General features: G+C 64.3%; 21 protein-coding genes and 2 pseudogenes. 11 read left to right on the top strand and 12 right to left on the bottom strand.

Annotated elements, in window-relative coordinates:
* Together M4I32_RS14605 and M4I32_RS14600 are read left to right on the top strand one after the other, a co-directional pair.
* Nucleotides 1–383, top strand: a 383-nt coding sequence (locus M4I32_RS14605) for an integrase core domain-containing protein (RefSeq protein WP_319035212.1), incomplete at its 5' end; no start/stop codon positions are given.
* Between the two features lie 114 nt (nucleotides 384–497).
* Nucleotides 498–818: pseudogene (locus tag M4I32_RS14600) on the top strand (integrase core domain-containing protein); the annotation flags it as partial.
* Between the two features lie 520 nt (nucleotides 819–1,338).
* Here M4I32_RS14600 and M4I32_RS14595 read toward each other — a convergent pair.
* The 7 genes from M4I32_RS14595 to M4I32_RS14565 all read right to left on the bottom strand — a co-directional run bounded on the left by M4I32_RS14595 (nucleotide 1,339) and on the right by M4I32_RS14565 (nucleotide 8,149).
* Nucleotides 1,339–2,505: a thiolase family protein gene (locus tag M4I32_RS14595; RefSeq protein ID WP_319035210.1), complete on the bottom strand. Its 1,167-nt coding sequence runs from the start codon at nucleotides 2,503–2,505 to the stop codon at nucleotides 1,339–1,341.
* 34 nt (nucleotides 2,506–2,539) lie between these two features.
* Complete coding sequence (locus M4I32_RS14590; RefSeq protein ID WP_319035209.1) at nucleotides 2,540–3,202, bottom strand: 3-oxoacid CoA-transferase subunit B; 663 nt, start codon at nucleotides 3,200–3,202, stop codon at nucleotides 2,540–2,542.
* Nucleotides 3,199–3,957, bottom strand: a complete 759-nt coding sequence (locus M4I32_RS14585) for a 3-oxoacid CoA-transferase subunit A (protein WP_319035208.1) — start codon at nucleotides 3,955–3,957, stop codon at nucleotides 3,199–3,201. The genes M4I32_RS14590 and M4I32_RS14585 overlap by 4 nt, the downstream gene beginning before the upstream one ends.
* 114 nt (nucleotides 3,958–4,071) lie before the next feature.
* Nucleotides 4,072–4,740, bottom strand: a complete 669-nt coding sequence (locus M4I32_RS14580) for a biotin transporter BioY (RefSeq protein ID WP_319035207.1) — start codon at nucleotides 4,738–4,740, stop codon at nucleotides 4,072–4,074.
* The gene (gene accC, locus M4I32_RS14575) at nucleotides 4,737–6,077 is read right to left on the bottom strand and encodes an acetyl-CoA carboxylase biotin carboxylase subunit (protein WP_319035206.1); all 1,341 of its coding nucleotides are present in this window, start codon (nucleotides 6,075–6,077) and stop codon (nucleotides 4,737–4,739) included. Before accC ends, M4I32_RS14580 begins: the two co-directional genes overlap by 4 nt.
* 13 nt (nucleotides 6,078–6,090) lie before the next feature.
* Complete coding sequence (gene accB, locus M4I32_RS14570) at nucleotides 6,091–6,618, bottom strand: acetyl-CoA carboxylase biotin carboxyl carrier protein (RefSeq protein WP_319035205.1); 528 nt, start codon at nucleotides 6,616–6,618, stop codon at nucleotides 6,091–6,093.
* Nucleotides 6,608–8,149, bottom strand: coding sequence for a hypothetical protein (locus tag M4I32_RS14565; RefSeq protein ID WP_319035204.1), 1,542 nt, complete (start codon nucleotides 8,147–8,149; stop codon nucleotides 6,608–6,610). Before M4I32_RS14565 ends, accB begins: the two co-directional genes overlap by 11 nt.
* Before the next feature lie 104 nt (nucleotides 8,150–8,253).
* Here M4I32_RS14565 and M4I32_RS14560 point away from each other — a divergent pair, with 104 nt between their 5' ends.
* Nucleotides 8,254–9,000 (top strand): IclR family transcriptional regulator, encoded by a 747-nt coding sequence (locus M4I32_RS14560; RefSeq protein WP_319035203.1) that lies wholly within the window; start codon nucleotides 8,254–8,256, stop codon nucleotides 8,998–9,000.
* 346 nt (nucleotides 9,001–9,346) lie between these two features.
* Here the strand turns inward: M4I32_RS14560 and istB are convergent, their stop codons facing one another.
* Both istB and M4I32_RS14550 read right to left on the bottom strand, forming a co-directional pair.
* The gene (gene istB / locus M4I32_RS14555; RefSeq protein WP_319035215.1) at nucleotides 9,347–9,946 is read right to left on the bottom strand and encodes an IS21-like element helper ATPase IstB; all 600 of its coding nucleotides are present in this window, start codon (nucleotides 9,944–9,946) and stop codon (nucleotides 9,347–9,349) included.
* Between the two features lie 24 nt (nucleotides 9,947–9,970).
* Complete coding sequence (locus tag M4I32_RS14550) at nucleotides 9,971–11,002, bottom strand: ISL3 family transposase (protein ID WP_319035202.1); 1,032 nt, start codon at nucleotides 11,000–11,002, stop codon at nucleotides 9,971–9,973.
* A 68-nt stretch (nucleotides 11,003–11,070) separates the two neighbouring features.
* Here M4I32_RS14550 and M4I32_RS14545 point away from each other — a divergent pair, with 68 nt between their 5' ends.
* Nucleotides 11,071–11,328 (top strand): hypothetical protein, encoded by a 258-nt coding sequence (locus M4I32_RS14545; protein ID WP_319035201.1) that lies wholly within the window; start codon nucleotides 11,071–11,073, stop codon nucleotides 11,326–11,328.
* Nucleotides 11,329–11,347: 19 nt separating this feature from the next.
* Here the strand turns inward: M4I32_RS14545 and M4I32_RS14540 are convergent, their stop codons facing one another.
* Together M4I32_RS14540 and istA are read right to left on the bottom strand one after the other, a co-directional pair.
* A complete protein-coding gene (locus M4I32_RS14540) occupies nucleotides 11,348–11,608 on the bottom strand; it encodes a hypothetical protein (RefSeq protein ID WP_319035200.1) in 261 nt (86 codons plus the stop codon).
* On the bottom strand, nucleotides 11,608–12,771 hold the full coding sequence (gene istA / locus M4I32_RS14535) for an IS21 family transposase (protein WP_319035214.1): 1,164 nt from the start codon (nucleotides 12,769–12,771) through the stop codon (nucleotides 11,608–11,610). Before istA ends, M4I32_RS14540 begins: the two co-directional genes overlap by 1 nt.
* Between istA and M4I32_RS14530 the strand changes: the two genes are divergently transcribed.
* Nucleotides 12,653–12,910, top strand: coding sequence for a hypothetical protein (locus M4I32_RS14530; protein WP_319035216.1), 258 nt, complete (start codon nucleotides 12,653–12,655; stop codon nucleotides 12,908–12,910). The genes istA and M4I32_RS14530 overlap by 119 nt on opposite strands.
* A gap of 569 nt (nucleotides 12,911–13,479) precedes the next feature.
* Here the strand turns inward: M4I32_RS14530 and M4I32_RS14525 are convergent.
* The gene (locus tag M4I32_RS14525) at nucleotides 13,480–14,268 is read right to left on the bottom strand and encodes an N-acyl homoserine lactonase family protein (protein ID WP_319035199.1); all 789 of its coding nucleotides are present in this window, start codon (nucleotides 14,266–14,268) and stop codon (nucleotides 13,480–13,482) included.
* A gap of 197 nt (nucleotides 14,269–14,465) precedes the next feature.
* Here M4I32_RS14525 and M4I32_RS14520 point away from each other — a divergent pair, with 197 nt between their 5' ends.
* From M4I32_RS14520 to M4I32_RS14495, 6 genes and pseudogenes are all read left to right on the top strand, one after another.
* On the top strand, nucleotides 14,466–15,533 hold the full coding sequence (locus M4I32_RS14520; protein WP_319035198.1) for a zinc-binding dehydrogenase: 1,068 nt from the start codon (nucleotides 14,466–14,468) through the stop codon (nucleotides 15,531–15,533).
* A gap of 40 nt (nucleotides 15,534–15,573) precedes the next feature.
* Entirely contained in the window at nucleotides 15,574–17,034 is a 1,461-nt protein-coding gene (locus tag M4I32_RS14515) for an NAD-dependent succinate-semialdehyde dehydrogenase (protein WP_319035197.1), read from the top strand.
* Nucleotides 17,035–17,065: 31 nt separating this feature from the next.
* A complete protein-coding gene (locus M4I32_RS14510; RefSeq protein WP_319035213.1) occupies nucleotides 17,066–17,827 on the top strand; it encodes a glucose 1-dehydrogenase in 762 nt (253 codons plus the stop codon).
* A gap of 246 nt (nucleotides 17,828–18,073) precedes the next feature.
* On the top strand, nucleotides 18,074–18,259 hold the full coding sequence (locus M4I32_RS14505; protein WP_319035196.1) for a hypothetical protein: 186 nt from the start codon (nucleotides 18,074–18,076) through the stop codon (nucleotides 18,257–18,259).
* 201 nt (nucleotides 18,260–18,460) lie between these two features.
* Complete coding sequence (locus M4I32_RS14500; RefSeq protein WP_319035195.1) at nucleotides 18,461–19,708, top strand: IS256 family transposase; 1,248 nt, start codon at nucleotides 18,461–18,463, stop codon at nucleotides 19,706–19,708.
* 49 nt (nucleotides 19,709–19,757) lie between these two features.
* Nucleotides 19,758–20,720 (top strand): annotated as a pseudogene (locus tag M4I32_RS14495) (IS30 family transposase); the annotation flags it as partial.
* Nucleotides 20,721–20,846 lie beyond the last annotated feature (126 nt).

Below are 20,846 nucleotides of genomic sequence, written 5' to 3'. Positions count from 1 at the left end.
CGCGGAAGTGTTCGAGGAGCAGCTACGCTCGCTCCAACAACCCGGTGTTGCAACGACCGGTTGAACCCAGGCAGTACGTCTCGCTGGCCTACACCGAGAAGCTCGCGCTCGACGGCATCGCCCCATCGGTGGGATCAGCCGGGGACGCGCTCGACAACGCCCTCATGGAGACGACGAACGGGCTCTACAAGACCGAGTGCATACGCACCACGGTCTTCCACGACGGCCCCTACAAGACCCTCGCCGACGTCGAGTACGCCACGGCCGGCTGGGTCGACTGGTACAACCACCGCAGGCTCCACGGTAGCCTCGGCATGCTCAGCCCCGACGAGTTCGAGCAGACCTACTACGCGACCCTCACCCGAGAGCCGCACCCCGCATAACAGCGGCAGAGAACCTGGGGCGGTTCACCTGGGGCGGTTCACCCGCCGAGGCATTCAGCGAGCAGCTACAGTTGCTCCAACAACCCGGTGTTGCAACGACCGGTTGAACCTGGTCAATACACCGCTCTGCGCTACTCCGAACGACTCGCCGACGTCGGCGCGATCGCCTCGATCGGCTCTGTCGGCGACAGCTATGACAATGCCCTCGCGGAGACGGTCGTGGGGCTCTACAAAACCGAGTGCGTGAAGATCGACGGCCCGTTCCGCACCGCCGACGAGCTCGAGCTCGCGACGCTGTCCTGGGTGCACTGGTTCAACGAGAACCGGCTGCACTCATCGATCGGATACCTCACACCCGTCGAGAAGGAGAACGAGTACTACCGTGAGATCAACTCCCCGCGTCAGCCGGCGCTGGGAGAACTCGCCCTCCACTAAACCCGGGGCGATTCACTGCTGGATGTCGGCGACGCTTCAGAACTGGTCAGTTTCGACGTTTGAAAAGTGAACGGTTGCGGGCAGTCTAGCCAGGCGTTTCGTCGGTCGTAGTTCGGATACTGGGGAGGCTGTCGAGGCCTCGTCCGCGGATCCGGTAGCTGGCGCCCTTCAAGGTGAGTACGTCGGCCGCTGCGTCGAAGCTGACGAAGCGCCGGATCGAGGCCATCTTCCACCGCGATAATGCCCTGGCGGAGGCGATCAACAACCTCGACAAGACAGAGCTGATCCACCAGAGCGGCCCACGGCGAACGGTCGAGCAGATCGAGGTCGAGGTCGAGGTCGCCTCCTACGCTGACCTGGAATCGCCCAATCCAGCACCGGCCGAACAAGGCTCCCGATTAGGAACGAAAAGGCCGGTTCACCCTGCCAGCCGACCCCAGGCCAGCCACTTCAGAGGCTTACAGGCGATTCACAACGCCCGCTTCCTGAGGGTGAGTTATGAATCCGGACAGGGGGCGGGTCACCGCTCGAGGACGACCGCGAGCCCCTGGCCGACGCCGATGCAGATCGCGGCGACCGCAACTCCCCCGCCCCGGCGTGCGAGTTCGTGCGCGGCGTGGCCGATGATGCGCCCGCCCGAGGCACCCAGGGGGTGCCCCATCGCGATCGCGCCGCCGTGGATGTTCAGCTTCTCGGGATCGAGCTCGGGCCACAGCTTCAGGCACGCGAGCGACTGCGACGCGAACGCCTCGTTCAGCTCGACGAAGTCGACGTCGGCCCAGGTGCGACCCGCGCGGGCCAGCGCCCGGTTGGCCGCCTCGACGGGGGCGACGCCGAAGACGTCGGGATCGTTGCCGAAGACGCCGCGGCCCGTGATGCGGGCCAGCGGCTCCGCGGAGAGCACGCCCTCGGCCCCCAGGAGCACGGCCGATGCCCCGTCGTTGATGGACGAGGCGTTGCCGGCGGTCACCGAGCCGTCTTTAGCGAACAGGGCCCGCAGCGAACCGAGCTTCTCGAGTGTCGTGTCGGCGCGGATGCCCTCGTCGCGGGCCAGCTCGGCACCGGCGACCTGCACGATCTCGCGGTCGTAGACGCCGGCATCCCATGCCTCGCCGGCGAGGCGGTGGCTGCGCAGCGCGAACGCGTCCTGCTCCTCGCGGGAGAGCTCGTAGATCTCCGCGAGCTTCTCGGCCGATGCGCCGTTCGAGATCGTCCACTCCTCACGCAGCGCGGGATTGACCATGCGCCACCCGATGGAGGTGTTCCACATCGTCTGGTTGCCCGCCGGCCACGGCTTCGGCGACTTCTCGACGACGAACGGCGCGCGGCTCATCGACTCCACGCCACCGGCGAGGATCACGTCGGCGTCGCCCACCTCGATCGACCGGGATCCCTGGATGATGGCCTCGACCGCCGACCCGCAGAGGCGGTTGACCGTCACACCCGGAACGCTCGAGGGGAAACCCGCCAGCAGAGCGCCGAAACGGGCCACGTTGCGATTGTCCTCGCCCGCCTGGTTGGCATCGCCGAAGATCACGTCGTCGATACGCGCGGGATCGAGTTCGGTGCGCTCCGCGGCGGCCTTCATCACGATCGCGGCGAGGTCGTCGGGGCGCACACCCGCCAAGGCACCGCCCGCTCGACCGAACGGGGTGCGCACGGCGTCATAGATGTAGGTAGCGGTCATGTCACGATTCCTTTCGCGTTTCGTCTCGCTGCGCTCACTCAACGACCGGCGCCGCCGCGGCATCCACGAGTGTCAGTCCGGTGAGTTCCGCGAGGGACTCCACCGTGTTCTCGCCGAACGCCTCACGCACGGCGAAGCCGTCGGGAGTGACGTCGAAGATGCCGTGGTCGGTGTAGACGCGGCTGACGCATCCGACCCCGGTGAGCGGGTACGTGCAGGCCTCGACGAGCTTGGACTCGCCCTGCTTGGTGAGCAGGTCGGTCATGACGTAGACGTCCTTCGCCCCGATCGCGAGGTCCATCGCCCCACCCACGGCCGGGATCGCGCCGGGGGCCCCGGTCGACCAGTTGGCGAGGTCGCCGTTCTGGCCCACTTGGAATGCGCCGAGCACGCAGACATCGAGATGACCGCCGCGCATCATGCCGAAGGAATCGGCGTGGTGGAAGTACGCGGCCGCCGGCAGCGCGGTGACGGGCTGCTTGCCGGCGTTGATGAGGTCGGGGTCGATGCGCCCCTCCTCGGGCGCCGGGCCCATGCCGAGCAGGCCGTTCTCGGTGTGCAGGATGATCTCGAGATCGGCGGGCAGGAAGTTGGCGACCAGGGTGGGGGCGCCGATCCCGAGATTGACGTAGGCACCCTCGGGGATGTCGGCGGCGATGCGCCGGGCCAGGTCGTCGCGGCTGATGCGGGTGCTCACTTCACGTCCTCCTTCGTCGTGGCGGTCTCGTCGAGGGGGCGCCCCTCGAGGTCGACACCGCCGATGAACTCCCCGTCCCGCAGCCACCGACGTGCGCCGAGCGCGACCACACGGTCGACGAAGATGCCGGGCGTCGCCACCGACTCCGCATCGAGCGCACCGAGAGGCACCGTCTCGTCGACCTGGGCGATGGTCGTGGCGGCGGCCGAGGCCATGATCGGGCCGAAGTTGCGCGCGGTCTCACGGTAGACGAGGTTGCCCCACCGGTCGCCCTTGAGCGCGCTGATCAGCGCGACGTCAGCCTTGATCGGGTACTCGAGCACGTACCGGCGTCCGTCGATCTCACGCTCTTCCTTGCCTTCGGCCAGCTGCGTGCCCACGCCGGTCGGCGAGAAGAACCCGCCGACGCCCGCCCCCGCAGCCCGGATGCGCTCGGCGAGGTTGCCCTGGGGCACGAGTTCGAGTTCGATCTCGCCCGCCCGATACAGCCCGTCGAAAACCCAGGAGTCGCTCTGGCGCGGGAAGGAGCAGATGATCTTGCGCACACGTTTGGCGGCGAGAAGCGCCGCCAAGCCGGTGTCGCCGTTGCCGGCGTTGTTCCCCACGATCGTAAGGTCACCCGCGCCGTGCGCGATGAGAGCGTCGATCAACTCGACGGGCTGTCCTGCCCGCCCGAACCCGCCGATCATGACGGTGGCCCCGTCGGGAATGTCGCCGACCGCCTCTTCGACGGTGGGCACGGTCTTGTCGATCACGCGTCCTCCTCAGAACTGTTCGCTCTGGTTGGGGGTTCTATAAAGTCGTCCCAAGTCTCGATCCCGCACGATGGGCGCGCATGGCCCCTTGTGCCACATGCGGAGAGGATTCTGTCAGTGCCGCTTCGATCGGTCGACGGCGCGAACTAGTAGCCAGGCGCCCGGGATGACGAGCGCGGCCGCTCCAGCCTTGATCAGCCCAGGGGCGATAAAGGGCCAAAGCCCCATCTCGAGAACGGACCCCACTGTGACCTGCTGCCCGGAGACTGTCGCGAGAATAAGGGACATATAGGGGATTCCGATGAGGAACGGGACGGTCGACGCCGCTGCGAAGCCGAAGAAAGCCAGCCAAGGTTTGCGATCCCATGCACGCTCAGCGAACCATCCGGCAACAAACGCGGCCGGGATAAAGCCAACCACGAAACCAAAGGACGGTGAAAGTACATACGCGGGTCCGGCGATTGCGCCCGCGAACACGGGCATGCCTGCTAGCCCGGCAAGCATGTATGTCGTGAGCGCTGCAGCACCGCGTCGGGAACCTAGGGCGGCGCCGACAGCGATGACACCGAGAGTCTGCCCAGTGATCGGGACGGGGCCGATGAAGAAGGAAACCTTGGCCAGCAGCGCCACCAGAGCGACGCCAGCGATCACAAGGCCCGCATCGACAGTGAGCGCGCGAGCACGGATAGACGAACGGCCGATGAGGTCGGCGAGGACCAAACGACTAACTGGGGTAGTGAGGGACATCTGCTCTCCTTCGTATTTGTGGAACGAAAAGCTCACGTGCCGCGGCTTGTCAAGAACTCAGCGACAAAGGCGGTGTTGAAGTCTCCGCTTCTGAATTTCCCGCTGTCGAGGATCTCCTTGTGGAAGGCGGCTGTGGTGATGATGCCGTCTACAACGAGCTCGTCGAGCGCCCGAAGCGTTCGAACGATTGCCTCGTCGCGATCCCTGCCCCAGCAGATCAGTTTGCCGATCATCGAGTCGTAGTAGGGCGGAATCATGTAGCCCGACTCGACATGGGTATCAAGTCTGACCCCGAAGCCGCCCGGCGAACGAAAGTTTGTGATCTTACCCGGGCTGGGCGAGAAGTTGTTCTCCGGGTCTTCAGCGTTGATCCGACACTCAATCGCGTGGCCGCTAATGACGACGTCCTGCTGCGTGAGACCGATCGCTGCGCCGCCGGCGATCAGTAGCTGGAGCTTGATGAGGTCGAGCCCCGAGACCATCTCGGACACGGGATGTTCCACCTGGATGCGCGTGTTCATTTCGATGAAGTAGTACTTGCGCTCGAGGTTGTCGAAAACGAACTCCACCGTACCGGCGTTCTTGTAGCCGACCTCACGGCACAGCGCGACGGCTGCGTCGGCGAGCCCCTGCCGAAGAGTTGCATCGAGTGCAGGCGACGGCGACTCCTCGATGAGCTTCTGGTTCCGTCGTTGTGTGGTGCAGTCGCGCTCGCCAAGGTGCAGAACGGTATCGCCGTCGGAGACGACCTGGATTTCGATGTGACGGATGTCTGTGAGATACCGCTCGATGTACACAGACGGGTCGCCGAACGCGACCTCGGCCTCTGACATGATCTCGGACAGATCACGCTCGAGCGTGTCTGCTGATTCCACGACTCGCATTCCGCGTCCGCCGCCGCCTGCCGCAGCTTTGATTAACAGCGGGAACCCGACTTCATTGGCAACGCTGCGGGCTTCGTCGTACTGGGCAATCGCGCCAAGTGATCCCGGAACGGTGGGCACTCCCGCACGGCGAGCGATGACCTTCGCCTCGATTTTGTCGCCCATCCGGCGGATGATGTCCGACGAGGGGCCGATGAATCCGATGTCTTCCTGTTCGCACAGTGCGGCGAAGTCCGCGTTCTCGGAGAGAAATCCGTAGCCGGGGTGGACGGCGTCGACCTTGTAGGCGAGCGCCGCGCTTACGACTGCGCGGGCCTTTCGGTAGCTTGCGTTCACCTGCGCAGGCCCGATGCAGACAGCTCGGTCGGCGAGCTTCACTGGCAATGAGTCCCTGTCTGCCTCCGAGTAGGCCAGGACGCTTTCGATACCGAGTTCTTTGCATGCTCTAACTACGCGGAGGGCGATCTCCCCCCGGTTCGCGATCAGCACGCTCCGTAGTGGTTTAGCCATTGCGCGTAATCACCATCAGCGGCTGACCAAACTCGACCGCCTGTTCGTTCTGCACGAGAATCTTGGTGACGGTGCCCTCGGCCTTGGCCTCGAGGCTGTTCATCAGCTTCATGACCTCGACGATGCCAACCACTGTGTCCGGGTGGACCTGGTCTCCCACTGAGACGAAGGGCGGGTCGCCCGGCTTGGGCGCCGAGTAGAAGACACCCACCATCGGCGCGGTCACCGTGATCTCGTTCGCGGCCAATGCAGTGGTGGAAGACGATTCGAAGCTCGCCCCATCGGTTGCCGCCGGGGCAGACGGCGGGACTTCGGCGACGGCCTCGTTCTCCAATGCGGGGGCAGGGGCCGGTGCGCTCACAGAAGCGCGGGTTGTTTCGGCCCGGGAGGGCGCGCCATCTCGCGATACGAAAAGCTCAACGTCACCGTACTTGATGGAAAGCTCTCGCACATCCTCGGTTAGGTTGACCCAATCGACGATGGCTCTGAGTTCCTTGATATCGGGCGGGTTAAGCGACATGTGCTTCTTCTCCTTTGTTGAGGGTGATTCGCAGGTCTCCCGCGTTCAACGTGTGTGTACCCGTTTCACTCATTCCATGCAGAGCCTTGACCAGGCTGAGGACTGGCCGCGGAATCTCTTCCGGATTTCCGCCACCAGCCACGGTTCTTTGCATCTCGTCAACCTGCGTACCGGCGAACATGGCACGCAGGAGCAGCACGTCGATGCTCTCGGTGGGATGGCGCCTACGTAGGTCGGGAAGCATCGACGGAATCGGTGCAGGTTCCAGGGCGATGTCGGAGGCGCCGTTCGCGATGATCTTCTCGCGCAGACCGGGATCGATCGGACCGAGGAGTTTTCCGTAGTACCCCAGCGCGTATTTCTTGATCTCATTGGGCACTACCGAATATCGTTCTCCAGACATGACGTTCATCACCGCCTGTGTTCCTACGAACTGCGCGAACGGGGTGATCATGATCGGATACGCGAGTTCTTCACGCACCCGAGCCACCTCGACGAGTAGCTCGTCATACCGGTCGGCGAGGCCAGCGGTCTCCAGCTGCGAGCGGAAGTTCGAGAGCATGCCTCCGGGAGTCTGATGCATGTAGTGCAGACCGTTGTACTCAATGGGGACACCCAGCGGCTTGTCTTCTGCCTCGGCGATCTGAACGATCTTCTTGCTGATGGTTTCGATCCGCTCATCGTCAATGTTTACGACGTAGCCAAGAGTTCGAAGGTCTCGGACGACGCTCTGTACCGAGGGTTGCCCGTTGCCCGCTGCCAGTGGGGAGATCGATAGGTGCAGCGCGTCAGCACCAAGCTCCACCGCCTCCAGGCAGACCAGCGGAGCAAGTCCGGTCAGAGAGTGGGTATGCACCTCCAGAGATCTCTCACCGATAACGTCCTTCAGCGCTGGCACGAGCGTCCGGACCCGATCCGGCGTCAAGAGACCGCCAGCGTCCTTCAGCATGATCGCGTCAACGTCGGCCTTCTCGATCAGTTCGATGGCCTTCGAGACGAACAGTTCATCAGTGTGCAAGGGGCTCTCCGAGAATGACACCGCCCCGAACGTGGACGCACCCAACTCCTTGGCCCGGATCAGCCCCGGCACGATGTTGTCAACGTCGTTGAGCCCATCGAACGAACCAATCACCCGAAACCCGTTCGCGTACAAGCTTTCAACCCAAGCGATAATCACATCGTCAGCGAGGAAGTCGAACGCAGCGATGTTCCGCGAACGGATGAGCGCCCTGAACTTTGAGTTGGGTGCGTTCCGATGGGCGAGTCGAACCCGCTCCCACGGGTCCTCCTTCAGATAACGGACCGCGACATCGAACTGGATTGGCGCCACCAGATCCACCTGCTCGAAACCGACCTTGTCGAAGTCATCCGCCATCGAAACGATGTGATCGGTGCGCATGCGGGTCGCCCATAGACTCTGGTGCCCGTCCCGCAACGTGGTGTCGATGATCTTTATCTCACGGCGGCTGTTCGCCGGACGACCTCCGCGACTCATCACCGATGCGATCGATTCTTGGCTGCTCGTCGACACTTCTACAACTCCCTTGTTGCTCCGACCGAATTCATATGATGAAATCAAGTTCGGCTATCTGCCGATATTATGAGAACACGCGAACGAGCTGTCAAGGGTGCACGATGGTGACGACGATCCAGTCCGTGGAACGAGCGGCGCGAATTCTCGTGTTCGTGGCCGAGAATCCGAGGGTGCAGGGCGCCCAGATTGCCGAACGATTCGACCTCAAAGGACCAACTGCGCACCACCTGTTGACCACGCTCGTGCAAGAGGGCCTGCTGCGAAAGGACGCGACGCGACGCTTCGAGCTCGGTGCATCCAGCGAGCGCATCGCCGACGGTGTCCTGCAACACCTCCGCCCACCCGCCGAACTCCGCACCGCGCTGGTCGAACTCGCGCAAAGGACGGGCGAATCGTGCTACTTGACCGCTTGGCGTGGCGATCAGATCCGCGTAATCGCCGTCGTCGAAGGGGAACACGCCGTCCGGGTTTCTGGTCTCGTCGTCGGCTTCTCGGATGACATCCACGCCCGGGTAGGAGCGAGAGTGCTGTTGGCTTACGCCGACGATGACCTCCGCAACTGGGTCCTCGCCGGCTACCAATACGCGGCCCTCACGCCGCAGACTCTGCGCAGTCGCTCTGAACTCGATGCCGAACTCAACCGGATACGGTCATCCGGCGTCGCGCACGACCGCGAGGAGCTGCGGACAGGGGTCTATTCGATCAGTGCGCCCGTGCTACTCGAAGGTGCGGTACGCGCCGCTCTCTCACTCACCGCGCCCGTCGAACGATTTGACCGCAACCACGAGGGCTACGTCAGTGCACTACGGCACTGCGCGTCTCTTCCTGAAGCTGAATCCGCTGACTGACGGAGCCGTGTTCGGTGGTCAGGAACGAGACCGAAACCAGCACCATCGTCGATTCTGCGCAACCGCGAGGCCGACACCGATCCTGAGCATGCGTAACTCAACCCACAGTGCCTCGACCGACCGACCGCGAGAACACCACAGGATGGGCAACGCGTCACACCCGCCGGGGCGAGACCGTCACCACCAGCAGCCCAGCACGCCGGTCGCCGTGCTCGACATGAACACCATCGAGGCCACGCAACAGAGCCCAGCGAGAGCACGGGCAGGTGGCACAGCGCAGCAGCTGTCGGCGACGCTTCAGATCTGGTCAGTTTCGACGTTTGAAAAGTGAACGGTTGCGGGCAGTCTAGCCAGGCGTTTCGTCGGTCGTAGTTCGGATACTGGGGAGGCTGTCGAGGCCTCGTCCGCGGATCCGGTAGCTGGCGCCCTTCAAGGTGAGTACGTCGGCGTGGTGGACGATCCGGTCGATCATCGCGGCAGCGACGGCCTGGTCGCCGAAGACCCCGCCCCAGCCGGAGAACGGCAGGTTCGAGGTCAGGATCAGTGAGGCGTGTTCGTAGCGGGACGAGACGAGTTGGAGGAACAGGTTCGCGGCGTCTTGCTCGAAGGGGAGGTAGCCGACTTCATCGACGATGATCAACCCGTAGCGTCGCAGCCGGGCGAGCTCTTTGGGGAGGTTCCCTTGCCGGTGGGCGTCGGTGAGATGGGTGACCCAGTCCGTCGCGGTCGCGAACAACACCCGGTGTCCGTGCTTCGCGGCGACGATCCCCAGCGCGGTCGCGAGATGGGTCTTCCCGGTCCCGGGCGGCCCGAGGAGCACGATGTTGCGGGCTTCGGTAAGGAACCCGCCTGAGGCCAGCGCGGCGACCTGGGGTCGGATGGTGGGTTGGGTGTCCCAGTCGAAGTCCTCGAGAGTCTTCCGTGCGGGGAATCCGGCGGCTTTGATGGCTCTTCGGACATTCGGTGGGGGTCATGGGGTGAGGCCGCCGGCGGCGAGGAGCATGCGTAGGCGGTAGTTGTGTCGGTTGCGGTAGCCGCGGGCGAGGCGGCGGTGCAGCTCGATGATCCCGTTGATGGCCTCGGTGCCGCCGTTGTTCGCGCGGCCCGTGGCCCAGTACGCGAGGAACGCGTCGCGCCAGCGGCGGAGGGTGCGTCCGAGGCGCGCGACTTCGGGAATCGGGCAGGTGTGGAAGCTGTCGACGACTTTCTCCGCGATCTGGCGCCCCTCGGCCAGGTCCTTTGCTTGGTAGGCGGAGCGCAGCTGCTGGGCGCACTGCCATGCGATGAACACTTCCTCGTGCGCGGGATCGGCGTTGATCGCAGCGAGGAGCCGTGCCCGCTGCTTCTCGGTGAGGTTCTCGGCTCCGGCGCGGAGGATCGTCTGGATCCCGAAGAGCGGGTCGCCCTTGCGTCCCCGATGCCCCAAGGTGTCTTGCTGAACGCGGCGGCGAACCTCGTCAACGGCCGCGGTGCCGAGCTTGACGACATGGAAAGCGTCGAGGACTGCGGTGGCGTCTTCGAGTTGGTCGTTGATCGCGGTCTTGTATCCGGCGAATGGGTCCAACGCCGCCACGTTCACGTTCTCCCGGAACGCGGGTCCTCGTTCGGCGAGCCAGGTCGCGTATGCCTTTCCCGACCGGCCGGGCACGAGATCCAACAGCCGGGCCCGTGTCTTTCCCGCACTGTCACGGGAGAGATCGACCATCCCGGTCAGCTCCTTCGGGCCACGCCGTCGGGGGTCGACGTGATGCCAGACATGTTCATCGACCCCGAGAGTCGTGACGCCCTCGAACCGGGACTCGTCCGCAGCGAGCCGCACCAACTCAGGTTCGATAGCGCGCCACACGGTCTTCCAGGATGTCCCGAGCTGGCGGGCGAGCCGGCGATGGTGGCGTGCTCGCGACGCAGTTGACCGATCGCCCACGCGACCGCTCGCGTCGTGATCGAACCGCGTGGAGTGACCAGCACGGGGAGCTGCTCCACGAAGGTTCTTCTCGAGCACTCGACCGCAACGCACCGCCAGGTGCGTTGCCGCCACACGATCCGCACCCGCGCGGCCCCAGGCACGTCGTGGAGCAGCCGCCGGCGGCGACCGTGACCGACCGCGAGGACACCGCAGCCCGGGCACCCCACCGGTTGCGGCGGCGTCGAGACCGTCACAACCATGACGCTCTCGCGTCGCTCGACATCCTCGACCTGCACCCCCTCGAGGCCGAGCAGCAGGTCGCAGCGGGAACAGCGGCAAGCGGCGGGGCGCGCATCAGCGCACCCCGAACTATCGTGAGACACGTCGAGGTCCTCGGTCGGAGCAGCGGTTGGCGCTACTGATCCTCGAGGACCTCGACCCCTACCCGCTGAACCTCACCCGGCGAGCCTCACCCCCACCGAATGTCCGAAGAGCCGCTTTGATCCGCAGCTCCGCGCCGGAGGCGTTGCGCGCAGAGACTTCGCGTTCCAGAACGGCGGCGAGGTAGTCCTTGAATGACCAGCCCGCGTCCCGGGCTTGGTCGGCGGGACGAGTCGCCGCGTCGGTGATCCTCGGGGCTTTCAGCGCGCCGGCGAAGTAGGTGATCTGCTTGACCGCCTCAGTCGATTTCGTCGGGGCCATCAGCTACTCACCTCGTCAGCGACGAGCCCGAAGGCCCGGTCGTAGTCGGCGAGGTCGCGGGCAAGGTCATCACCGACCGCGGCTACGCGCGGGCTCTGGAACCGCTTGCGCAGCCGCGCCGCGGTCTCCACGTGCACCGGGTCGGTGACCGTGGTCCCGCGCGCCCAGACCCTGGCATGATCGGCGACGATCCGGCCGTCCGCGCGGACTTTCACCCGTTCCAAGTCAGCGGTGACGTCGACCATCCGGCCGATCACCGTCGGGTCCACGGAGTAGTCATTGGTGTCGAGGCGGACGTAGTAGTCCCTGCCCAACCGGATGCTGTTGCGCCAACCGAGATGGATCGGGATCGGGGGCAACGGCAGCATCGCCGCACGGTCCGCGTCAAGCCGATCCACCGGAGCAGCTCGGATCGTGCGAACCATGCGAGCGTTCGCCTTGTTCAGCCAGTCCTGGAACTGCGCATTGAAGTCCGCCGGGGACGCGAACGACCTGCCCGGCATGAACGACGTCTCGAACCACCCGTTGCGCCGCTCCACGACACCTTTCGATTCCGGATCACGAGGCGGCAGCAGCACGAGCTTCGCGGCGAGGGTCCCCATGAACGCTGCGACACCAGCCGCGGGGCGATGACCGCGCCCGATCCCGCCCTCGTTGTCCCAGATCAACCTCCGTGGGACCCGCCCGAGGTGCTGGATCAGCTCCCACGACGCCAGCAGCAGATCCTCCGTCATCCGCGTCGGAATCATCCGCCCGACCATGAACCGTGAATGAGCGGCGGTGATCACCAACACCGGCAGCAACTTCGTCGTGCCGTCCTCGAGCGGGATCTTCTTCGGCGGGAACCAGAGATCACACTGCGCTGCGTCGCCCGGATCCCACGTCAGTCGATCCGCGGGATCGATAGGCCGAAACTCCGGTCGCAGCCGCTTCACCCCCGCCCGGAACCAGGTGATCGACCCCTCCCACCCGACCCGCTCGGCAAGCACCGTCGCCGGCATATCCGGAGTCTCTTTCAGCAACGCCCGCACGCGGGGCTCGAACGTGACGAACGAGGACGGCGTCGGCGTCCGCTCGTACCGCGGCGGCGAGTCCGACCGCACCGCCTTCAACACCGTCGTCCTCGAGATCCCCAACCGCTCCGCGATACGCGCCTTCGGCACGCCCTCCGCAGCCAACCGCCGGATCAATGCCCAGTCCTCCAAAGTGATCACTCTCCAATCGTCGAGTGTTCACTTTTCACCGCCGAAACTGACCAGTTTTCGACCGCCGTCGACAGCAGCGCACCGCGAATTAGGGTGAGACACGTCGAGGTCCTCGGGTTGGGTCAGCGGTTGGCGCTACTGACCCTCGAGGACCTCGATCGAGTTCGAGACCATCATGAGCACCAACCTGGCCCTCGCGGCCTAAACCGAAACTGTCGCCCCTCGCTGCACCAGTCCCGGCGAATCAACCCTCATCGTGAGAGCGGCCACGAACCTCCGGAAAGTGGCCGTGCGTGACCGCGTCGTCGATCGTCGGACGTCTTACTGCCGCGGCGCGTTCTTGACGCGCGAGTTCGCCATCAAGCGCACGATTGTCGCCCCGATAGCGGGCGATCCACGCGCGTCCGGCGCTCTCAGACATGTGGCAGAGGCCTGGTACGTCGGGGTTGCTCGAGCAAAGCGAGCGTCCCCCTCTCCGATGTGCCGGTGCCGCCGGCTGGTCACCGCCGCCTACTACAAGTCCAACGGGCGCCCAGCGGCGGTCGCGGGTGCCCCCACACGTGTAACACGGTTGATGTTCAGGGACGGGAACGGAAACGTACGCCTCCACTGTTGTTGCGCAGCTCGCGCACCGGTAGTCGACAAGGATGGACATCGAGACCTCCGTCACTCGTAGAAGCCGGGAGCGTGAGCAAACTCAGCCCAGTCGTCGGGGTCATGACTGATCCAGATGGTGGCGTCCAAGCTCTCGCGAAGATACTTCAGCTTGCGCAGACTACGCACGGCAGAAGCAGTGTCCGCATCTATCGGGAAGTGATACTCCTGCTCAAGTGCCGCCCGAAGGTGCACAGCGTCGCCCGTCAAGATGAAAGTTCGCGAGTGAAGCCTCACTACGAGACTCACCTCACCGGGGGAATGTCCCGGCGTGGCCAGTATTGTGATCGCTCCATCGCCGAAAAGATCAAGGTCGCCGGGGACCTCGCGAACGTCGAGCGTGCGAACGGTATCGAGCATCTCGCGGCGGTAGACGAAACTCTGGATCGGATCAGGCCAACTTGCGTAGCGCAGTTCGCCTTCTCCGAAGTAGTGCTTCGCCTCTGGAAAAAGAAAGAGACCACCCGTGTGGTCGAAGTGGCCATGAGACGAAATCACATGAGTGACATCACTGAGCTTGTAGCCGAGCGCCTCGATCTGTCGATCCAGACGCGAGTCCTTGCTCCCGCCAATCCCGAGATCGGCCGCAAGCTCCGAGCCATAGACCCGGTCCGGATGCTCGATCGCGTCGGGATGCAGACCCGTGTCGAAGACGACCAGGCCTTTGGGATGTTCGATCAGGAACGAGGGAACCGGGATGGTGATCTCGCCGCTCGTTCCGTAAAGGAGGGTTTCCGACTGGACGGTGAGAGTAGGAGAGTCGAGTGCCCAAAGTCGACGCGCGTGGCCATGTGTAGTCATTCCGCTGAGTCCTTTCGCGTTGCACCTCTTCGTACCGGCCCAGTCTCGACGAAAGCAGCGTCCGCTCACTGTAGCGAAGTAGGACATCTGTAGCCGAACACGACTTCTTACGCTTGACCCACCGGCGGATGGTGTCCGCCAGACCGGCAAAGAACGTACGATGCGAAGGAGCGCTCTTGCTAGGCACAGTTGCAGCGATGGTGGGGCCGAACACGTTCGAGTTCAAGAGCTATGACGTCCCGCAACCAGAGCCGGGGGGGCTCGTCCTCAAGACACGGCGCGCGAATGTCTGCGGTTCCGACATCCACCAGTACCACTACAACAGTCCTGCACTCAAGCAAGCGGTCCTGGGCCACGAGTTCGTCGGCGATGTCGCAGCACTCGGGGCTGGAGTGAAGACGGACAACGCGGGCACGTCCGTCCATGTCGGTGACCGGGTCGTACCGGTCTACTACGTCACGTGCCGCCACTGCCCCTCCTGCCTCAGAGGGGATCTCGGAATGTGCCAGAATGCACTGCGGGAATGGTCGAAGAATCCGGATCAACCGCCGCACTTTTTTGGGGGCCTCTCCACCCACTACTACGTGAGCCCAGACCAGTACTTCTTCAAAGTGCCTGAAGAGCTCGACGACGCAGTCGCGGCGGGCGCGAACTGTGGGCTAGCCCAGATGATCTTCGCGCTCGACCACACTCGGCTTCGCGACGATTCCACCCTGCTCATCCAGGGGGCTGGCGGGCTTGGCCTCTACGCCACCGCAGTTGCGAAAGAACGGGGTGCACGAGTGATAGTGATCGAGGGCGTCCGCGATCGGATCGCTCTCGCGAAGCAATTCGGCGCAGACGAGATCGTGGATATGAACGAATTCGACACGAGCGAAGCTCGAGTCGAACGAGTCCTCGAGCTGACAACCGGCAAGGGCCCGGACATCGTGCTCGAAGTGACCGGCGTCGCGGCCGCGTTTCCCGAGTCGGTTGCGCTAGCTCGGGTTGGTGGGGAAGTCGTCTCAGTAGGAAACCTCAACGTTGGCGAAGGTTTTGAGGTATCGATTGCCCCCGGCACCGTAACCCGCAAAAGCCTGACCGTCCGCGGCGCTTTGCGCTACGACCCCTGGTATCTCAACCGGGCGCTCGCGTTCCTAAGCAGGACGCAGGAACGCTATCCATTCGAATCACTCACCAAACAGCCGCATGCCTTTGAAAACCTCCGTGACGCAATCCGTGATGGCGAGTCACGATCGGTAGCCCGAGCGTCCATCGTTTTCTGACTCGCGGTCGTCGACGCCCAAAGAACAGGAACCCTTCCGAATGACAACGTTTCTCACAAAGCTCTTGATCGACGGCACCTGGCAGGACGCTGCCGCGCGTCAGACCTTTCCTGTCAACAACCCCGCGACAGGCGAAGAAGTCACTCGGGTCGCCGACGGGGACGGCGAGGACATGACCCGCGCGATCGATGCTGCCGAGAGGGTATCGGCGGCTTGGGCGGCGACCCCGGCGCTCGAGCGCTCGCGCATCCTACGCAAAGCTGCGGAGGTTGCCCGAGCTGATATGAGTCGCCTGGCCGAGATAATGACACTAGAGCAGGGAAAGCCGCTCCACCAATCGGTGGCGGAGATTAACTACGGGCTCGATTTCATCGATTGGTTCGCTGAAGAGGCCCGCCGCACGTACGGCACGACGGTTCCCGCAACAGGTCCGGATAAGCGGATCGTCGCGATCAAACAGGCCGCGGGGGTGGCCGTCGCAATCACGCCGTGGAACTTCCCGGCCCTTCAGATCCTTCGCAAACTCGGCGCCGCCTTGGCAGCTGGTTGCCCCATGATCGTGAAGCCTGCTGCGCTCACGCCCCTCTCGGCACTGGAGATCGGCCGCTGGTTCACCGAAGCTGGGCTACCGAAAGGCGTTCTACAGATAGTGACGAGTTCGCGCGCCTCGCGCGTTAGCAGCACCATCATGGACGACAGCAGGGTCCGTATCGTTTCATTCACGGGGTCGACCGAGGTCGGCAAGATCCTCATGCGCGAGGGTGCCGCCACCATGAAGCGCCTGGCGCTTGAGCTCGGCGGCCACGCACCTTTCATCGTCTTTGACGATGCAGACCTCGACCATGCCGTCGAGCAGGCCGTTGCCGTGAAGATGCGCAACATGGGCCAGACTTGCGTATCTGCGAACCGCATCTATGTACAGCGTCCGATCGCCGAGGAATTCAGCCGCCGACTCGTCGAGAGACTGGCCACGATGAGGATCGGTCTCGGTACCGACGCCGAAGTCGAAGTCGGGCCTTTGGTGGAAGCTGCAGCGGTCGAGAAAGTAGAAGAACACGTCGCCGACGCTATCGCCAAGGGCGCCACGGTGCTGATCGGCGGCAAACGTCCGGCTGGCGCGGCATATGACAATGGACACTTCTATGAGCCGACCGTGCTCGGAGGGGCGAACGACACGATGCTCGTCTCCCAGGAGGAGACGTTCGGGCCGGTGGCGCCGATTTTTGAATTCGATACCGAGGAAGAAGTCGTGCGCCAGGCGAACAACTCGCCCTTCGGTCTCGCCGCCTACTTCTTCACGCGAGATGTCAATCGAATCGTCCGGGTCTCTGAGGCGCTCGACTACGGCGCTATCGGGGCGAATGACGGATCTATCTCGGCCGTGCAGGCGCCGTTCGGGGGCGTCAAGGAGAGTGGCCTCGGCCGTGAAGGCGGTTCCTGGGGAATGGACGAGTACATGGACGTCAAGTACATCTCCCTCGCCGGGCTAAACCGACAGTGATGATGCAGCGCACGGAAGTGATGTGAGCGACATGAATGGAAAACTCCAGGGAAAATTTGCGGTGGTGACGGGCGCAGGTTCGGGCATGGGACGAGCGATATCCGCGCGCTTCGCAGTTGAGGGCGCGACTGTCGCGGCGCTCGATGTCAACTCCGAAGCGGCGCAGGAGACGGCGGATATCATTGAAAGCCACGGAGGCCAAGCGATTTCCGTGAGGGTGGATGTATCCGATGCCGCGTCCGTCACGCGCGCCGCGCAACTGGTCACTAGCCGCTTCGAACGCGTGGACATCCTCGCAAACAATGCCGGCGTTCTTGACTCCTACGCCCCGCTCCTCGAGACGAGTGAGGAGCTCTGGGACCATGTCCTCAATGTGGACCTCAAGAGCCTCTTCCTCGTCACGAAGGCATTGCTGCCGACGATGATCGATCGCGGCGGAGGGGTTGTAGTCAATACCTCATCGATTGCGGGGTTCGTCGCAGGCGGTGGCGGAATCGCCTATACCTCAGCCAAGCACGGCGTGATCGGTTTCACCAAGCAACTCACCGCTGACTACGGCAGGAAGGGCATTCGAGCGAACGCGATTTGTCCCGGGGCGGTCGAAACGGAGATGACCCAGTCCCTCTTTGAATCCGGTGACGCCGCGGTTATGGAGTCGGTGCGTGCCGTTCCTGCGGGCCGCTACGCGCAGCCGGAGGAGATCGCCAACCTTGCCCTCTTCCTCGCGAACGACGAATCCGCGTTCGTTCACGGGGCCGCCTATCTCATCGATGGAGGTTGGACCGTCCGCTAACTGTACTGAGACGCCCCGGGATGTCAGGAGAGCGTTTCGGTGGCGTCAGCCCGTTCGTTCGACGGGTTCGGTGTGAGCGTAGTCGAGTTGCTCGGGCTCGATGGGGGTGAGGTCGTCGATGGAGCCGTGGGTGCGGTCGGTGTTGAACCACTGGACCCAGCCGGCTGTGGCGCACTCGCACGGGCCTTCGAACCGTCCCCGGTTTGATGCCGCTTCCTTTCGAGTCTGGAACGAAGATTGTTGATCATGCCGAAGAGGGTTCCGGAGGAGACGAAGCAGCGCGCGTTTCGGCTCGTGCTCGACCATCTCGAGGAGTACCCGAACCTGTCGTCTACGTGCGAGAGCGTGTCTGCTCGGCTCGGGTTCGGTGCCGAGTCGCTGCGCCGGTGGGTGCGGCAGGCGCAGATCGACGGTGTGAGCGCCAAGGGGTGACCTCGAGCGAGTCGGAGAGGACAGTCGTGAGCAGAAGCAGCTCGCTCTCCGCCTTCATTCCAAGGGGTGGCGGCTCATCGATAAGTAGGGCCCCATAAAGTGGTGTAGCCCGGTGGCCGGCTCGTTGCTCACGACGTGAGCGCGGCCACCGTGTGATCCTTCGAGGAAACTCTCACATCCCACTCGAAAGGCATCATCACGATGACCGCACCTCATATTGTCGACCCTGCCCGCCTGCTCGGTGAAGCCCTCGCCGATTCGTCGCCGGATCTGATGCGCAGCTTGCTGCAGACCATGATCAACGCGCTCCTCTCCGCCGACGTCGACGCAGTCGTCGGCGCGGAATGGGGCCAGGCGTCCACGGATCGAGTCGCGCAACGCAACGGCTACCGGCACCGCGACCTTGACACCCGCGTCGGCACGATCGGCGTTCAAATCCCGAAGCTGCGCACCGGGACCTACTTCCCCGAATGGCTCCTGGAGCGCCGCAAGCGGGCCGAGACGGCGCTGATCACCGTCGTCGCCGACTGCTACCTCGCCGGGGTGAGCACGCGCCGGATGGACAAGCTCGTGAAGACGTTGGGGATCCACTCGTTGTCGAAGTCGCAGGTGTCGCGGATGGCGGCCGAGCTCGACGAGCACGTCGACCAGTTCCGGCACCGGCCGTTGGGGGAGGCCGGCCCGTTCACGTTCGTCGCTGCCGACGCGCTCACCATGAAGGTCCGCGAGGGCGGGCGGGTGATCAACGCGGTCGTCCTCGTCGCAACCGGCGTCAACGCGGACGGGCGACGCGAGGTCCTCGGCCTCCGCGTCGCCACCAGCGAGACCGGGGCAGCGTGGAACAGCTTCTTCGCCGACCTGGTCGCCCGCGGCCTGGCCGGAGTCCGCCTTGTCACCTCCGACGCCCACCAAGGCCTGGTCGACGCGATCGCCGCGAACCTGCCCGGCGCCGTCTGGCAACGATGCCGCACCCACTACGCCGCCAACCTGATGTCCGTGACACCGAAGACCATGTGGCCGGCGGTGAAAGCGATGCTGCACTCCGTCTACGACCAACCCGACGCCAATGCTGTCCACGCCCAGTTCGACAGGCTCCTCGACTACGTCGACGGGAAACTCCCCGACGCGTTCGAACACCTCGACACCGCCCGCGCCGACATCCTCGCGTTCACCGGGTTCCCCGAGGGCCTCTGGCAGCAGATCTGGTCCAACAACCCCAACGAGCGTCTCAACCGCGAGATCCGTCGCCGCACCGACTGCGTCGGCATCTTCCCCAACCGGGACGCGATCATCCGCCTCGTCGGCGCCGTCCTCGCCGAGCAGACCGACGAATGGGCCGAAGGCCGCCGCTACCTCGGCCTCGACATCCTCGCCAAGAGCCGCCTCACCCTGGTCGCAGACACCGGCATCGAGGAGGTGACCGACACCGCCCTCGAACTCAGCGCCTAACCCTCAGATCGAAGGACCGAGCATTACACCACTACCGGGGACTTGACCCATCGATATCGCTCGCGAGGTCGGGTGCACAGCGCCGATGGTCGGGAAGATGGCTCGGGAAGGACTCCATCTCGACGGCAAGCCGTTCGGGTGGGAGCCTCGGGCAGGTCATCTGACTGTCCTGGATCGCGAGCTCATCCTTGTCGGTCTCGCTCGTGGCGATACTCTCACCGTGATCGCGCGTGGTCTCGGTCACGCCGTCTCGACGATCAGCCGTGAGATCGAGCGCGGTGGCGGACGCGATAAGTACTCCGTGTGGGCGCATGAGGATGCACCCGAACAGGCTCGCAGGCCGAAGCCGTTCAAGCTCGACGGCGGGCGGCTGCTCGAGGCGGTGACGGGGCAGTTGAAGAAGCTGTGGTCGCCGCAGGAGATCGCCGCGCGCCTACGGTTGGAGCATCCCGACGACCCGGAGATGCACGTGAGTCACGAGACGATCTACCGGTTCCCGTCCGTGCAGGGATGCGGGCATTCGCGTCGTGAACGCGCACGGTGCTTGAGATCAGAACGGAGGACCCGAAAGCCCCGGACGGAGAACGACAGGCGCGGGCGACTCCCAAGGATGGTGATGATCAGCGAGCGTCCGGCGGAGGTCGAGGATCGTGCTGTTTCCGGGCATTGGGAAGGTGACCCCATCCTGGGCGAGAACAGTCGCAGCGCCGTCGGAACCCTCGTCGGACGCAGCACCAGGCTCACGCTGCTGCACTTGCCGGATGGGAAAAGCGCTGAGCGGGTAGAGGCCGCGATGCGCGAGGCGATCACGGCGTTGCCCTCTTCGCTGGCGCGGACGATTACCTGGGACCAGGGAGCCGAAAAGGCAAAGCATGCCGAGTTCACCACGAAGACCGGGATCCCCATCTAGTTCTGCAACCCGCACTCGCTCTGGCAGCGCGGCAGCAACGAGAACACCAACGGGCTGCTCCGGCAATACCTGCCCAAGGGCACGGACCTCAGCATCGTGACTCTCGCCTAACTGACTGAATCGCCCCGGGTTTAGTGGAGGGCGAGTTCTACCAGCGCCGGCTGACGCGGGGAGTTGATCTCACGGTAGTACTCGTTCTCCTTCTCGACGGGTGTGAGGTATCCGATC

Origin of the sequence: Microbacterium sp. LRZ72, from assembly GCF_033792225.1 — a bacterium.
Classification (GTDB): Bacteria; Actinomycetota; Actinomycetes; order Actinomycetales; family Microbacteriaceae; genus Microbacterium.
Note: the sequence above shows the minus strand (reverse complement) of the source record. Positions and strands in the feature narration are given on the sequence as shown.